Here is a 14579-nt window from a genome sequence, read left to right on the forward strand (position 1 = left end):
GGGCAAGGCAGGCACGGTCGACCTTGCCCGACAGACCGCCGAAATGTGGATGCGCAACATCCAGGTCACGCCGACCGACCTGCTAGCCCGCCGATTTGCCCTTGAAGCAGCGGGAGGCAAGCAATGAACCTTTTCCCACGCTGCCTGGCTGCCCTGTTCTTCGTCATCGCCGCTGCTGCACCGCTTCATGCCGCTGAGCCGACCGTCCGGGTCGAGATCCTGACGCCTGCGCCCATCGTTGCGGGCCAGCAGGTTCAGGTCCAGGTCGATGTATTAGTGCCGAATTTCTTCATGTCGCCGCCGCAGTTTCCGAACTTCGATATTCCGAACGCCGTCGTCACCTTGCCCGACATACGGGCCCAGAACATGGTCGAGACAATCGACGGCGAGAGTTTTTCGGGCATTCGCCGACTGTACCTCGTCACTCCGCAAGCTCCCGGCGAATACGTGTTGCCGCCGGCGGAGATCACCTTCGCCTATGCGGCGGTTCCAGGCCAGGCGACCAACGGGTCGGTGAAGCTGACGCCGGTGAAATTCACCGTTGCCGGCGTGCCGGGCGCACCCGCAGGGAATGTGGCGACCGCGGCCGCGCTGACCGTTAGCCAAAACCTCGACCGCGAGCCCAATGGGCTGAAAGCCGGCGACACGCTGGTCCGCATCGTCACCACTGATRCACAGGGCATGCAGGCGATGATGATCCCGGTGCCGGATTTTGGCGCCCCCGACGGCGTGCGCATGTATCCGCATGATCCCGTGCTGTCGGATCAGGATGGCAACGGCAAGCGCATCGACCGCGTCACCTACGCCTTCGAAAAGCCGGGCAGCTACATTTTGCCCGCCATCGAGATCGATTGGTACGACCCGGCATCGCAAAAGCACGAAACGGCGCAGGCCCCCGAAATAGCTGTGTCGGTCGTCGAGGCCGCTGCCTTCAAACCCGCCATCGCACCGCCGGCTGCTCCCGAAAAACCGGCGCCCYCGGCTTGGGACGCATGGCTGAAATACTGGCCGTGGGCGGCGGCTGCGATTGCCGGGCTGGCGGTCCTGGCCTGGCTCATCACCAGCGCCTTGCCGTGTCTCGCCGCCTGGCGTCACGCGCGCATGCTGGAACACGAACAATCCGAGGCTGCCTACTTCCAGCGTTTCGAGCACGCCTGCCGGTCGGGCAAGTTGCCCGTCATCTATGCGGCGCTCGATTCCTGGGCGCGCCGGTCCAGTGTCGCGCCGGTGTCTTCCTGGCTCCGCCAGACCGGCGACACGGCAACACAAGCTGAATTCGAGCGGCTTGAAGGTGCAATCTTCGCTGCCAAGGCGGATGCCGTGCCTTGCGATCCACAGAAACTTCAGCTCGGAGTAGCGCGCGCCAGAAAACAATGGCTGGCCAGCAGCGCAGGTAGCTTCTCGCCCGTTTCAGCCTTGCCAGCGCTCAATCCTTGAGCCTTTTTCTGGGCGTCAGCTGACGGTCTTTTCTTTCTTCTGTTCGCAGTCCCGGCCCTGGCCGCTCGGTTTGGGGCAATTCTCCCCTGTGCATTCCTGCGCTTTTGCACGAGCGGTGAAGTGCCACGGCGTGTCCGGCACGGCCAGCAGGCTCAAGATTGAAACTGCGTAAAGGAGCAAGCGCATGTCACTCTCCTTGATGCATTGCAGATTGGGTTGGCCGCAACGAGCGGGCACACCTGCCTAGGCGTCTTCTCACGGCCATTTGCGCAGCATAACCCAACTGCCAGCGCGGTAAAGCGCCAGGTGCCTTGCCTGGTGGTTGTGCAGGCAAGGAGCGCTCGTGCCGGAGTGGAGGCCGTAGCTCTGCCAGCGTATTTGCATTTGCCGCGACGGCCATTTTTGTTTAAGGGCAAACGCATGTCGCATCTGCCTGAGACACTGCTCGCTGGTTACCGCAACTTCATGACCGGACGCTATGCGGCCGAGACTGACCACTACAAGTCCTTGGCGCGCGAGGGACAGTCGCCTGAGACAATGGTCATTGCCTGTTGCGATTCCCGCGCTGCACCCGAAACTATCTTCAATTCCGGCCCGGGCGAACTGTTTGTCGTCCGCAACGTCGCCAATCTCGTGCCGCCTTATTCGCCGGACGGCGAATTCCATTCTACTTCGGCCGCGCTCGAATTCGCCGTGCAGGCGCTCAAGGTGAAGAACATAGTGGTGATGGGCCACGGCCGCTGCGGTGGCATCCGCTCGGCGCTCGATCCCAATTCCGCGCCGCTGTCGCCCGGCGACTTCATCGGCAAATGGATGAGCCTGGTCGCGCCTGCCGCAGAGACGGTGACCGGCAATACGATGATGACGCAGACCGAGCGGCAGACCGCGCTCGAGCGCATTTCGATCCGCTATTCGATAGCCAATCTGCGCACGTTTCCATGCGTGAAGATCCTTGAGCAGAAGGGGCGGCTGGAGATCTTTGGCGCCTGGTTCGACATCTCGGCGGGCGAGTTGTGGCTGATGGACCGCAACACCGGCGACTTCGAACGCACTGCCATCGCCTGAGCGTTCGCGGCTGGCTCCATCTCAATGACTTGAATGGCCTGACGTCTCCAGCCTAGGCTTGCGGGACAGACGTTGCCTTTGGCGCCTGTGCCCATTGCTGCGCCAGCGGAGAGCCAATTGATGACCATCGCCACCCGCCATTCGCTCGACGGCAGCCATCGCCCGATGTTCATTGGCGGCGCGTGGGTGGAGGCTGCGTCCGGCCAGACGATGGAGACGCGCAATCCCGCCACCGGCGAGATTATCGCCACCGTGCCGCGTGGCGGCAAGCGAGACATCGAACGCGCGGTCGCTGCCGCTCGCAACGCCTTTGACGGCCCGTGGAGCCGTTTCAAGCCGCATGAACGGCAGAAGCTGTTGTTGAAGATCGCCGATCTGTTCGAGCGCCACTGGGAAGAGATCTGCATTTCCGACACCACCGATATGGGTCTGCCCATCGTCAGGGCGCGGGGCAATGCCAACCGCGTTCTTGGCATGCTGCGCTACTACGCCGGCATGGCCACCGCCATTCACGGACAGACGATCGAAAACTCGCTGCCTGGCGACATCGTCTCTTACACGCGAAAGGAACCGGTCGGCGTCGTTGGCGCCATCATTCCGTGGAATGCCCCCACGGCAGCTTCAGTGTGGAAGATCGGCCCGGCCCTCGCCACCGGCTGCACCGTGGTCTTGAAACCATCAGAGGAAGCGCCGCTGACGCCGTTGCTTATCGCCGAACTGATGGCCGAGGCGGGCGTCCCTGACGGCGTCGTCAACATCGTCACCGGCACTGGCCCGGAGGCTGGAGCGCCGCTCGCCGAACATATGGGCGTCGACAAGATCGTCTTCACCGGCTCCACGGCTACCGGCCAGAGCATCGTCCGCGCCTCGGCTGGCAACCTCAAGCGCGTGTCGCTCGAACTCGGCGGCAAGTCGCCGGTCATCGTCTGCGCTGACGCCGATCTCGAACGCGCGGTGCCTGTTGCCGCCATGTCGGTCTTCGCCAATTCCGGCCAGATCTGCATCGCCGGCTCCAGGCTGTTCGTCGCGCGTTCCATCCATGACGAATTCGTCGCGCGTCTCGCCGCCTATGCCGGAGCCTTGCGCATCGGCAACGGCATCGACCCGAGCACCGAGATCGGCCCGCTGATCTCTCCGCGCCAGCTCGACCGCGTCGAGGGATATCTGCGCGCCGGCACTGAGGAGGGCGCTCGCCTCGTCGCCGGCGGCAACAGGCTGTCTGATGGCGCGTTCGCTGCCGGCAACTTCGTTGCCCCCACCGTCTTTGCCGGCGTCTCCGACACGATGCGCATTGCGCGTGAGGAGATTTTCGGCCCGGTCATTTCAGCATTGCCCTTCGACACGCTCGACGAGGTGGTGCGACGCGCCAACGACACCCCCTACGGCCTTGCCGCCGGCGTCTTCACCCGCGACCTCGCCACCGCGCACCAGCTGTCGCGGCGGCTCCATGCTGGCTCGGTGTGGGTCAACACCTACCACGCCATCGACCCGGCCATGCCTTTCGGCGGCTACAAGATGAGCGGCTACGGCCGCGAGGGCGGCGCCGAGCACCTCGACGAATATCTCAACACCAAGGGCGTGTTCATCCGCATCGACTGAACTCAGGCGATCGCCTGCCGTTCGAGCTCGGCACCCAGCGCGTCGAGCAACTGGCGCGTGCCACGCTCGCGGCCGCCGGCGTCGTCGAAATCATCGAGAAACACACCTTGCTCGGTGAAGGTAAGCCGCGTGCCCTGGCCGTCAGGAGCAAGCTCGAAGGTTGCCAGCGACACCGAAATGCGGGTGTCGCCGAGATGCATGTCATAGCTGTAGATGATGCGTTCATCAGTGACGATGTCCTGATAGATCGCGTTGAAGCGGTGCACCGGCCCGCCCTTCGGCCCTGCCGAACTCACCTCGCGGCCGCCGACGCGAAAGTCGATCTTGCGCTCCAGAGTGTCCCATTCCTTGGGCCCGGAAAACCAGCGTGCCTTGGCCACAGGATCGCTCAGCGCATGAAAGACCCGCGCCGGCGATGCGTCATAGCGGCGCTCGATGGTGAATGTGGCATGCGTCACGGATCGTTTGGTCATTTCGAACTCCCTTGCTCTGGTTCGTTTGATGTCTCGGCCAGGAATTCGCCCAGCCTGTCGAGGCGGTGTTCCCACTGCGTGCGGCGTTCGGAAATCCAGCCCTCGGCGCGCCTCAGTGCCGTGGGCTCTATCTGGCAGGTGCGCACGCGGCCCACCTTGGCCGTGTGGACAAGGCCGCTTGCTTCCAGCACTTGCAGATGCTGCATCACTGCCGACAGCGACATGGCGAAAGGCTCAGCCAACTGGCTGACCGATGCCGGCCCCTGGCACAGACGGTCGACCATGCCACGCCGGGCCGGGTCGGCCAGTGCCTGGAACATCAGGTCGAGTTGTGCCGGATCATGCAGCATCGGGATTTTCCATCAGCCGGGGAACATGTGGAAGTAGGGCTCCGCTTCCTTGTAGACGCGCGCCACCGAAGGCCGCGCCATCAGACGACCGAGATAGGCGGCGGAATGGGGATGGTTTGCCGCGAGCGGCATGATCTTGTCGGCATAAAACAGGGCAGGGGCCGCGGCACAGTCGGCCATCGTGAAGTTCTCGCCCATCGCCCAGGTCTTGGATTGCATATCGTGTTCCACCATGCCGAGCGCGGTCTCGAGCTGTGCCCGTGCCGCCGCCACGCMGTGCGGATCGTTGCTGCCTTCTGGCCGGATCTTGTCGGTCACGATCTTCTGCATCGGCGCCTGGACATAGAGGTCGAAGAAGCGGTCGCTGAGCCGTGTCTGCGTCGCTTCATCTTGATCGACAGGCACAAGCTTCACCGCGCCGGGGTAATGCTGTTCGAGATATTCGATGATGATACTCGATTCCGGCACGATGCTGTCGCGCGCATGATCCTGCAACACCGGCATCTTGCCGATCGGCCAGAGCTTCAGGAACGCCGCTCGTGATGACGGCTCGCCAAGGTCGACGATCAGCGGCTCAAACGGGATATCGTTCTCGTACAAGGCGATCAGTGCCTTGTGGCAGAACGAGGCAAGAGGGTGGAAATGCAGCGTCAACGACATGCCGGAAACCTCATGGACCATGCTGGGTTCAAACACTGAAGTAATTGCTTAAGTATCACGACGCCAGGGCGCCGGCAAGTGCGCTTGGAGAATGCGTGCAAAATGAAAAAAGCCGCGGCCGGCATCCCGGTCGCGGCTTTCGCAAATTCTACAGGCTGGTTCGGCTCAGCCCATGAGCTGGAATTCGTAGAGCCTGCGATAAAGGCCATCGGCCTTGATCAGGTCGGTATGGCGACCCTGCTCGACAACCTTGCCGTCCTGCATCACCACAATGTTGTCGGCCTGGTGCACGGTCGACAGGCGGTGCGCGATGGCAATCGTCGTGCGCCCTGACGCCAGCTTCTCCAGCGCTTCGCGGAACAGCGACTCCGACTCGGCATCGAGCGCGCTGGTCGCTTCGTCGAGCAAGAGAACGTTGGCGTCGCGCAGGATGGCGCGTGCGATCGACAGGCGTTGCTTCTGGCCGCCCGAAAGCAGCGCGCCGTTTTCGCCGACCTGGGTGTCGTAGCCGTTCTTCAGCGACATGATGAAGTCATGCGCATTGGCGGCCTTGGAGGCTGCGATCACCTCTTCGTCGCTGGCGCCCTCGCGGCCGAGCCGGATGTTGTGCATGATGGTGCCGGAGAACAGGAACGTGTCCTGGCTGACATAAGCGATGCGGTCGCGCACCGAGTGCAGCGTCGCATGCGCGATGTCTTGTCCGTCGAACAGCACTTCGCCACTGTCAGGATCGTACATGCGCATGATCAGGTTCATGACCGTCGACTTGCCACTGCCGGACGGGCCGACAAGTGCCGTCATCTTGCCGGGCGGGAAGATGAGGTCGAGATCGCGCAGCACCGGCTCGCCATCGGCATAGGAGAAACTGACATCCTTGAGTTCGATCGTGCCGGAGCCGGGCACCAGTGGCGTAGCCCCGGGCCGCTCGGAAAGCGTCAGCGGACGGTCCGAAAGTTCAAACATCATGCGCACGCCGATCAGGCCCGCTTCCAGCGACACGCGGAAGCGCGCCAGCCGCTTGGCAGGCTCATAGGCGAGCAGCAGGGCCGTGATGAAGGACATGATGCTGCCCGGCGTCTGTCCACCCTGGACGACCAGATAGCCGCTGACCAGAACCACACCGGCGATGGCGAGGCCGGCCAGCGTTTCCATGATCGGGCTGGTGCCTGCTTCCAAAGCTGCGATGGAGTTGGCGCGCTTTTCCACGTCGGAAACGGCGCGGTACATGCGGGTGCGCATGATCGGCTCAAGATTGAAGGACTTGACGATCCTGACGCCGACCGTCGTTTCTTGCATGACTTGAACGATTTGGGCAAGCGACAGGAACTCCGCCTCCATGATCTTGCGCACCCGGCGCAGGATCAGATTGACGCCGAAGATGGCCATCGGCCCGACGATGAAGGCGACCAGAGACATGACCGGCTGCTGGTAGACCATCACGAAGATCAGGCCGATCAGTGAAAACAGGTCGCGCACAAACGAAGTGACGATGACGTCAAGCACGGTTCGCGCTGCCTGCGCATTGTGCGTGACGCGGGTGATCAGGTCCGACGACGGGACCGAGTGATAGAAGGAAATGCCCTGGGCGAGGATGCGGTCGTAGATCTTGCGCTGGCGGTCGGCGATGATGCTGTTGCCGACGCGGCTCAAGAAAAACGCCTGCACAAAGGTCGCGATCCCTTTGGTGATGAAGATCGCGGCAACCAAGCCCGCGATCTGGTAAACGCGGTTGAGATCCTTGCCGATCACGAACTCATTTGTGATGTCCTGCATGATCCAGGCGCTTGCAGCCGTCATGCCGGCCACGACCATCATCGAAGCGATTGCAATGGCATAGCCGAACGCATGCTGGCGGAATGACTCCCGGATCAGCCGCCAGATCAGGAGATGGTTCTGTGTCGGACGAAAAAAACGAAACAAATCAATGAGTCCCTTGGGTCGCACCCCTGCGCGGGTCTATATAAAGCAACGATTGGCGAAGGGAAACCGGCAAATTTTGGGACCAACGGTCGCGGGTGGCAAGGACTCGTGGACAGCGGGTGGGTAGCGATTGCTGCTATATGCGATTTCGCATACCCTTGACCAAACGATAAAAACACGCCTTCGCCAAAGAAGACCAAAACCAGCCAGAGGTGGAAAGAATGCCAAGAAATTCAACTGATTTCGGCTTGTCCAGGCGTACCCTGATCAAGGCTGCGGGTGCGTCCGCGGCCGTCGCGATGGCCGGTCTGCCCGTGCGCCTGTTTGCGGCTGACCCGCTGAAGGTCGCCGCCGTCTACACTGTGCCTGTGGAGCAGCAGTGGGTCAGCCGTATCCACAAGGCGGCAAACGCTGCCAAGGAACGCGGCGACATCGAATATGTCTATTCGGAAAACACCGCCAACAACGACTATGAGCGCGTTATGCGCGAATACGCCGAGGCCGGCCACAAGCTGATCCTGGGCGAAGTGTTCGGCGTCGAAGACGCCGCACGCGCGGTCGCCAAGGATTATCCCGACGTTGCTTTCCTGATGGGATCGAGCTTCAAGCCGGATGCCGCGGTGCCGAATTTCTCGGTGTTCGACAACTACATCCAGGACGCTTCCTACCTCTCGGGCATCGTCGCAGGCGCCATGACCAAGTCGAAGAACATCGGCATGGTCGGCGGCTACCCGATCCCCGAGGTTAATCGTCTGATGAACGCCTTCATGGCCGGCGTAAAGGAAACCGCGCCCGACACCAAATTCCAAGTCTCCTTCATAGGCTCATGGTTCGATCCGCCCAAGGCCAAGGAAACCGCCTTCGCCCAGATCGACGGCGGTGCTGACCTGCTCTACGCCGAGCGCTTTGGCGTTTCCGATGCCGCCAAGGAAAAGAAGGTTCTGGCGATCGGCAACGTCATCGACACCCAGGCCGAATATCCCGAAACCGTGGTTGCCTCGGCGCTCTGGCACTTCGAACCGACGCTCGACAAGGCGATTGCCGAGGTCAAGGCCGGCGCCTTCAAGGCCGAGGACTACGGCGTCTACTCATTCATGAAGAACGGCGGTTCCTCGCTTGCACCGCTTGGCACTTTCGAAAACAAGGTGCCGGATGACGTCAAGGCCAAGGTCGCCGAGAGAGAAAAGGCGATCAAGGACGGGTCGTTCACTGTCGAGATCAACGATGCGGAGCCGAAATCGAGCTGATGACAGCTCTCTTCTCCCCGTCCTGAGCTTGTCGAAGGGACGGGGAGAAGATGCCGGCAGGCAGATGAGGGGCAGCATCAGCCTCTCAGAAGTTGGTGCCGCCCCTCATCCGGCCTTCGGGCCGCCTTCTCCCTTGAACGGGGAGAAGGGACCTCCATCGCTGCGGCCATCCCATGTCCATCGCCCCTGCCATTCCCGTCCTGCGCCTGTCCGGCATCACCAAGCGTTTCGGCCCGCTCACGGCCAACGACGCCATTTCCTTCGAACTCAAGCGGGGCGAGGTTATCGCCCTGCTTGGCGAGAATGGTGCGGGCAAGACCACGCTGATGAATATCCTGTTTGGCCACTATGTCGCCGACGAGGGCAGCGTCGAGGCGTTCGGCAAGCCCTTGCAGCCGGGCGACCCGCGCGCAGCACTCGACGCCGGTATCGGCATGGTGCACCAGCATTTCACGCTTGCCGACAATATGACGGTTCTGGAAAACATCGCGCTCGGCACGCAAAGCCTTTGGCTGCCGCGCCTCGACCGGGCCGCAGCGCGCCTGCGCATTGAGCAGCTTTCTACCGATTTCGGCCTGGCGGTCGATCCTGCCGCTATTGTGTCGGGTCTTTCGGTGGGCGAGCGCCAGCGCGTCGAAATCCTCAAGGCGCTTTACCGCGACGCCCGCATCCTGATCCTCGACGAGCCCACGGCGGTGCTGACGCCGGCCGAAACCGACGCGTTGTTCCGCACGCTCAAGCTGCTGGTCGCCAAGGGCCTGTCGATCATCTTCATCTCGCACAAGCTGCATGAAGTCATGGCCGTTAGCGACCGCGTGCTGGTGCTGCGGTCGGGTCGCCTTGCCGGCGAGCGCGCCACTGCCGCAACCGACCGCAAGGAGCTTGCGGCGTTGATGGTCGGACAGGAGGTCAAGCCCGCCGAGGTCGTGCCGGTCGAGCCGGGGGCTGCTCTTCTCGTGCTCGACGCAGTGTCCACCGGCCGTCGCAATGGTGCTGCACTCGACGGCGTCTCGCTCACCTTGCGCGCCGGCGAAATCACTGGCCTTGCGGGCGTTTCCGGCAACGGCCAGGCGGCACTTGCCGCGCTGCTCGCCGGCACGGAACGACCCACAAGCGGGAAAGTCGTGATCGGCGGCAGGCAAATTGGCGACTGGTCACCTAAGGCAGCCCTTGGTCACGGCATTGCCCGCATCCCCGAGGACCGTCATGCCGTCGGCACCATCGGCGACATGAGCGTGACAGAGAATGTCATTGCCGAACGTTACGCCAGCCCGCGCTTCAGCCGCATGGGCTTTCTCGACTGGAAGGCAGCGCGTGATTTCGCCGAACAGATCATCGCCGACTACGACGTCAAATGTCCGTCGCCTGAGGCACGCATCCGCCTTCTTTCGGGCGGCAACATGCAAAAGCTCATCCTCGGTCGTGCGCTCGATCCCGAACCGTCCGTGATCCTCGCCAGCCAGCCGACGCGCGGCCTCGATGTTGGCGCTGTCGCCTATGTCCACCGCATGCTGCTCGCCGCGCGGCAAAGGGGAGCTGCGATCCTGCTGATTTCCGAAGACCTTGAAGAGATTTTGGCCCTGTCCGACCGCATCGTCGTGATGTCCAAGGGCCGGCTGTCGAGCCCGTCTGCTCGCGGCGAACGCAGCATTCGCGAACTTGGGGAACTGATGGCCGGACACGGCGAAGAGGGAGGCAAGGATGCGGCTTGAGCCCAAACCCGCACCCTCGCTCGGCATGACCTTGCTGTTTCCGTTGGCGGCCGTCGCTGCCACGCTGGTGCTGACATCGCTGCTGGTGCTCGCTGCCGGCGCTTCGCCGCTGTCGGTATTCTACCTCGTCGCCAAGGGTGCCGCCGGATCACAATTCGCCCTGCTTGAGACGCTGACGCGCGCCACCCCGCTGATCTTCACCGGCCTTGCCGTTGCCGTCGCCTTCCGCGCCAAGCTGTGGAATATCGGCGCCGAAGCCCAGCTCTATATCGGCGGTGTGGTCACGGTCGTCCTCGGCACCGGCGCGCTGCCACTGCCCTCGGTCATCCTTATCCCTGTCATCATGCTTGCGGCGATGCTCGCCGGTGGCCTGTTGCTGCTTGGTCCGGCAATCCTCAAGACCCGCTTTGGCGTCGATGAGGTGGTGACCACGCTGCTGCTCAACTTCATCGTTTTGCTGTTTGTCTCGATGTTGCTCGAAGGCGTACTCAAGGATCCGATGGGCCTTGGCTGGCCGCAGTCGCAAAAGGTCATCGCGTCGGCCCAACTGCCGCGTATCATCCAGGGCAAGCGCCTGCACTACGGCTTCGTTGTAGCCATCATTTCGGCGATTGTTGTCTGGGTCATCATGAAAAAGACCGTGCTCGGTTATGAGATGCGCGCGGTCGGTCACAACCCCGAGGGCGCGCGTTTCGTCGGCATTCCGGTCAACCGCGTGCTGATGAAGACGGCACTCCTGTCGGGGGGCCTCGCCGCCCTTGCCGGCTTTTCGGAAGTGTCGGGCCTCAAGGGCAATCTGACGCTCGACCTGTCGCCTGGCTACGGCTATTCGGGCATCGTCGTTGCGATGCTGGCGATGCTCAATCCGCTTGGGGTCATTGCCTCGGCGATCTTCGTGGCCGGCATCTTCGTCGGTGCCGACGCGATGAGCCGCACCGCCGGCGTGCCGAGCTACATCGCCGACGTCATGGTCGCGACAGCCTTGCTCACCATGGTGGTCGCAATCCTGTTGACGCGGTTCCGGGTGAGGTGGAAGTGACCATGGACGCGTTTGAAATCCTCTTCACCGCCTCGTTCTGGGTCGCTGCCATCCGCATCGCCTCGCCGCTGATCTTCGCCACCATGGGTGAACTGATCTGCGAGCGCGCTGGCGTGCTCAATCTCGGCATCGAAGGCATCATGACCGCCGGCGCCTTCGCTGGCTGGTTCACCGTCTATGCCGGCGGCGACCTGTGGACCGGGGTGTTGGTGGCAGCTCTTGCCGGCGCCATGTTCGGGCTCTTGCATGCAACGCTTACCGTGCCGCTTGGCCTGTCGCAGCATGTCGTCGGCATCGGCGTCACCTTGCTTGCCACCAGTCTTACCTACTTCACCTATCGCCTGGCGTTGCCGGAAGTGACTTCGCCGCCCAAGATCGAGCCGTTCCAGCCCTTGCCGATTCCTGGCCTGTCGAAGATCCCGCTGTTGGGCGAGGCGCTGTTTACACAGACGCCGCTCACCTATCTCGCCTTCGTGACCGTCGCTGTCGTTGCCTGGGTTCTTTACCGCACGCCGGTCGGTCTTGCCGTCCGCGCCGCCGGCGAAAACCCTTCCGCCGTCGAGGCGCAAGGCATCTCGGTCACCGCCATCCGCATGGGCGCGGTCATGGTCGGCAGCGCGCTGATGGCGGTGGGTGGCGCCTTCCTCACCATGTCGGCGTTCAACTCGTTCTTCTTCGAGATGATCAATGGTCGCGGCTGGATCTGCATCGCACTTGTCGTCTTCGGCTCATGGCGGCCGGGCAAGGCGCTGCTTGGCGCCATCCTGTTTGCTGCCTTCGATGCCTACCAGGTCCGCCTGCAGCAGCTTTCCGGCGGCATCGTGCCCTATCAGGTGTTCCTGATGATGCCCTATGCACTATCGATCCTGGCGCTGATCCTGGTGGCGCGCCGCGCCACCTATCCGAAAGCGCTGATGATCCCTTATCAGAAAGGCGAGAGATGAGCTTCGACCTGATCGTCAAGGGCGGCACGCTGCCCGACGGAACCATTGCCGACATCGGCATCAAGGGCGACAAGATCGCAGCGATTGAGCCCAGGATCGAGGCTGCGGCCAAGACCATTGTCGACGCGTCGGGCAACCTCGTCAGCCAGCCCTTTGTCGATCCGCATTTCCACATGGACGCGACGCTGTCCTACGGCCTGCCGCGCATCAATGCCTCGGGCACGCTGCTCGAAGGCATCTCGCTTTGGGGTGAACTGAAGCCGCTGCTAACCCATGAAGCGGTCAAGGAGCGCGCGCTGGCTTATTGCGACTGGGCCGTGTCGATGGGCCTGCTCGCCATCCGCACCCATGTCGATACCTGCGACGACCGCCTGCTGGCCGTGGAAGCACTGCTCGAGGTCAAGAAGGAGATCGCGCCCTATATCGACCTGCAGCTTGTAGCTTTCCCGCAGGACGGCCTCTACCGCTCGCCCAATGCGCGCGACAACACGATCCGGGCTCTCGATATAGGTGTCGACATCGTCGGCGGCATTCCGCATTTTGAGCGCACCATGGCCGACGGCACGCGTTCGGTGACCGAGCTTTGCGAGATCGCCGAAAAGCGCGGCCTGATGGTCGACCTGCATTGCGACGAGACCGACGATCCGCTGTCGCGCCACATCGAGCAGCTTGCCTATGAAACCCAGCGCCTCGGCCTGCAGGGCAGGGTGGCGGGCTCGCATCTGACCTCGATGCATTCGATGGACAACTATTATGTCTCGAAGCTCATCCCGTTGATCGCCGAAGCAGGTGTCTCGGCCATCCCCAATCCGCTGATCAACATCATGCTGCAGGGCCGCCACGACAGCTACCCCAAGCGCCGCGGCATGACCCGCGTGCCCGAGATGCTGAAGGCTGGCATCCGCGTCGGCTGGGGCCAGGATTGCGTGCTCGACCCCTGGTATTCGCTCGGCACAGCCGACATGCTCGACGTCGCCTTCATGGGCCTGCATGTCGCGCAGATGTCGAGCCCGGCCGACATGCGCCACTGCTTCGACATGGTCACCAAGGTGAATGCCGAGATCATGGGGCTCGACCATCTTGGCATCGCCGTCGGCAAGACAGCGAGCCTCGTCGTGCTCGACGCCGGCAACCCGATCGAAGCCGTGCGCCTGCGCGCCGAGCGGCTGTGCGTCATTGCCAAGGGCAAGGTCGTTGCCGAGCGGGAAAAGCGCGAAACCAGCCTGTCGATCAGGGGCCGCCCGGCCTCGGTCAATCGCCGCCACATCGTGCCACCGCAGGCGAACTGAACCTTGCCGGACAGCTTTTCGAAGTCGTATGAAGAGCTTACAATCTAACGAGCGCAGGAGAAGCAGGGCCATGAGGAACAGCACGATTTTGATGCTCCTGATGACCACGTTGCTGGCCGGCTGCGTCACGGCTCAAGAGCAGCGCGCGCTCGATGAAGCAAAGTGCCGCTCCTACGGATTCAACAAAAAGAACGACGCTTTCGCCGCGTGCCTTCAACGCATCGATCTCGACCGTCGCGCCGCCTTCAGGGAAAGGACATACGACGATTTCTACGGGCCGTTCTACTATCGCCCGGCCATCGTCAGGCCTTGACCGGCGTGCGACGCCGCAACGCATCGCGATCGCCAAGTTAGCCCTCGCAAATGCGGCCTTCTCGGCCTAGATAGCGCCATTCGGGCTCGTTGCCCGGCGGATTCCTTGCCAATGACCTTCCGACAAGCCATCGCCCTCCCGAAGAACAATCTTGTTCTTGCGGGCATCCTTCTCATGTTGCTGGGCGACTTCATGTTCGCGCTCAACGACGCCATGGGCAAATGGCTGGTCACCAGCTTCTCCGTTGGCCAGGTTCTGTTGATCCGTTCCATCGGCGCCTTCATCATCTTGGGCCCGATGATCGCCAAGCAAGGCGTCGGCCCGCTGACCAAGGTCGAGCGTCCCGGCCTGCAGGTGCTGCGCGTCGTGCTCGCCACCGCCGATACCGGGTTTTTCTATGCCGCTGTCGCTTATCTGCCGCTTGCAGACGTGATGACCTTCTACATGGCCGGGCCGATCTATATCGCCGCCCTGTCGCACTTCTTCCTGGGCGAAAAGGTCGGCTGGCGGCGCTGGATCGCCATCATGCTC

The 14579-nt window shown here is 62.6% G+C and carries 15 protein-coding genes; 10 read left to right on the top strand and 5 right to left on the bottom strand.

From position 1 onward, the window contains the following. The first annotated feature begins 123 nt into the window (after window positions 1-123). Window positions 124-1437, top strand: a complete 1314-nt coding sequence (locus AC1DUU_RS09225; RefSeq protein WP_476783121.1) for a BatD family protein — start codon at window positions 124-126, stop codon at window positions 1435-1437. Window positions 1438-1452: 15 nt separating this feature from the next. On the opposite strand, the gene AC1DUU_RS09230 is transcribed toward AC1DUU_RS09225, so the two are convergent. Continuing rightward, window positions 1453-1623, bottom strand: coding sequence for a hypothetical protein (locus tag AC1DUU_RS09230; protein ID WP_476783122.1), 171 nt, complete (start codon window positions 1621-1623; stop codon window positions 1453-1455). 234 nt (window positions 1624-1857) lie between these two features. Here AC1DUU_RS09230 and AC1DUU_RS09235 point away from each other — a divergent pair, with 234 nt between their 5' ends. Both AC1DUU_RS09235 and AC1DUU_RS09240 read left to right on the top strand, forming a co-directional pair. Further along, the gene (locus AC1DUU_RS09235; protein ID WP_476783123.1) at window positions 1858-2502 is read left to right on the top strand and encodes a carbonic anhydrase; all 645 of its coding nucleotides are present in this window, start codon (window positions 1858-1860) and stop codon (window positions 2500-2502) included. Window positions 2503-2622: 120 nt separating this feature from the next. Then, entirely contained in the window at window positions 2623-4101 is a 1479-nt protein-coding gene (locus tag AC1DUU_RS09240; protein ID WP_476783124.1) for an aldehyde dehydrogenase family protein, read from the top strand. Window positions 4102-4103: 2 nt separating this feature from the next. Here the strand turns inward: AC1DUU_RS09240 and AC1DUU_RS09245 are convergent, their stop codons facing one another. From AC1DUU_RS09245 to AC1DUU_RS09260, 4 genes are all read right to left on the bottom strand, one after another. Next, window positions 4104-4574, bottom strand: coding sequence for an SRPBCC family protein (locus AC1DUU_RS09245; protein WP_476783125.1), 471 nt, complete (start codon window positions 4572-4574; stop codon window positions 4104-4106). Continuing rightward, the gene (locus AC1DUU_RS09250; RefSeq protein ID WP_476783126.1) at window positions 4571-4924 is read right to left on the bottom strand and encodes an ArsR/SmtB family transcription factor; all 354 of its coding nucleotides are present in this window, start codon (window positions 4922-4924) and stop codon (window positions 4571-4573) included. The genes AC1DUU_RS09245 and AC1DUU_RS09250 overlap by 4 nt, the downstream gene beginning before the upstream one ends. 12 nt (window positions 4925-4936) lie before the next feature. Further along, window positions 4937-5584 carry a glutathione S-transferase family protein gene (locus AC1DUU_RS09255; RefSeq protein ID WP_476783135.1) on the bottom strand — a complete coding sequence of 216 codons (648 nt, stop codon included), beginning with the start codon at window positions 5582-5584 and terminating at the stop codon, window positions 4937-4939. A gap of 165 nt (window positions 5585-5749) precedes the next feature. Continuing rightward, on the bottom strand, window positions 5750-7504 hold the full coding sequence (locus AC1DUU_RS09260; RefSeq protein ID WP_476783127.1) for an ABC transporter ATP-binding protein: 1755 nt from the start codon (window positions 7502-7504) through the stop codon (window positions 5750-5752). A 221-nt stretch (window positions 7505-7725) separates the two neighbouring features. Here AC1DUU_RS09260 and AC1DUU_RS09265 point away from each other — a divergent pair, with 221 nt between their 5' ends. The 7 genes from AC1DUU_RS09265 to AC1DUU_RS09295 form a co-directional block, all read left to right on the top strand. Beyond that, window positions 7726-8751 carry a BMP family protein gene (locus AC1DUU_RS09265; RefSeq protein ID WP_476783128.1) on the top strand — a complete coding sequence of 342 codons (1026 nt, stop codon included), beginning with the start codon at window positions 7726-7728 and terminating at the stop codon, window positions 8749-8751. A gap of 173 nt (window positions 8752-8924) precedes the next feature. Continuing rightward, the gene (locus AC1DUU_RS09270; RefSeq protein WP_476783129.1) at window positions 8925-10463 is read left to right on the top strand and encodes an ABC transporter ATP-binding protein; all 1539 of its coding nucleotides are present in this window, start codon (window positions 8925-8927) and stop codon (window positions 10461-10463) included. Next, a complete protein-coding gene (locus tag AC1DUU_RS09275; protein WP_476783130.1) occupies window positions 10453-11502 on the top strand; it encodes an ABC transporter permease in 1050 nt (349 codons plus the stop codon). The genes AC1DUU_RS09270 and AC1DUU_RS09275 overlap by 11 nt, the downstream gene beginning before the upstream one ends. Before the next feature lie 2 nt (window positions 11503-11504). Next, on the top strand, window positions 11505-12446 hold the full coding sequence (locus tag AC1DUU_RS09280; protein ID WP_476783131.1) for an ABC transporter permease: 942 nt from the start codon (window positions 11505-11507) through the stop codon (window positions 12444-12446). After that, a complete protein-coding gene (locus tag AC1DUU_RS09285) occupies window positions 12443-13735 on the top strand; it encodes an amidohydrolase family protein (RefSeq protein WP_476783132.1) in 1293 nt (430 codons plus the stop codon). The genes AC1DUU_RS09280 and AC1DUU_RS09285 overlap by 4 nt, the downstream gene beginning before the upstream one ends. Window positions 13736-13805: 70 nt before the next feature. Then, window positions 13806-14048 carry a hypothetical protein gene (locus AC1DUU_RS09290; RefSeq protein WP_476783133.1) on the top strand — a complete coding sequence of 81 codons (243 nt, stop codon included), beginning with the start codon at window positions 13806-13808 and terminating at the stop codon, window positions 14046-14048. A 111-nt stretch (window positions 14049-14159) separates the two neighbouring features. Further along, a partial coding sequence (locus tag AC1DUU_RS09295) for a DMT family transporter (RefSeq protein ID WP_476783134.1) occupies window positions 14160-14579 on the top strand: 420 nt, incomplete at its 3' end.

The sequence above is a fragment of the Aminobacter sp. P4_H6_2 genome (genome assembly GCF_056400805.1).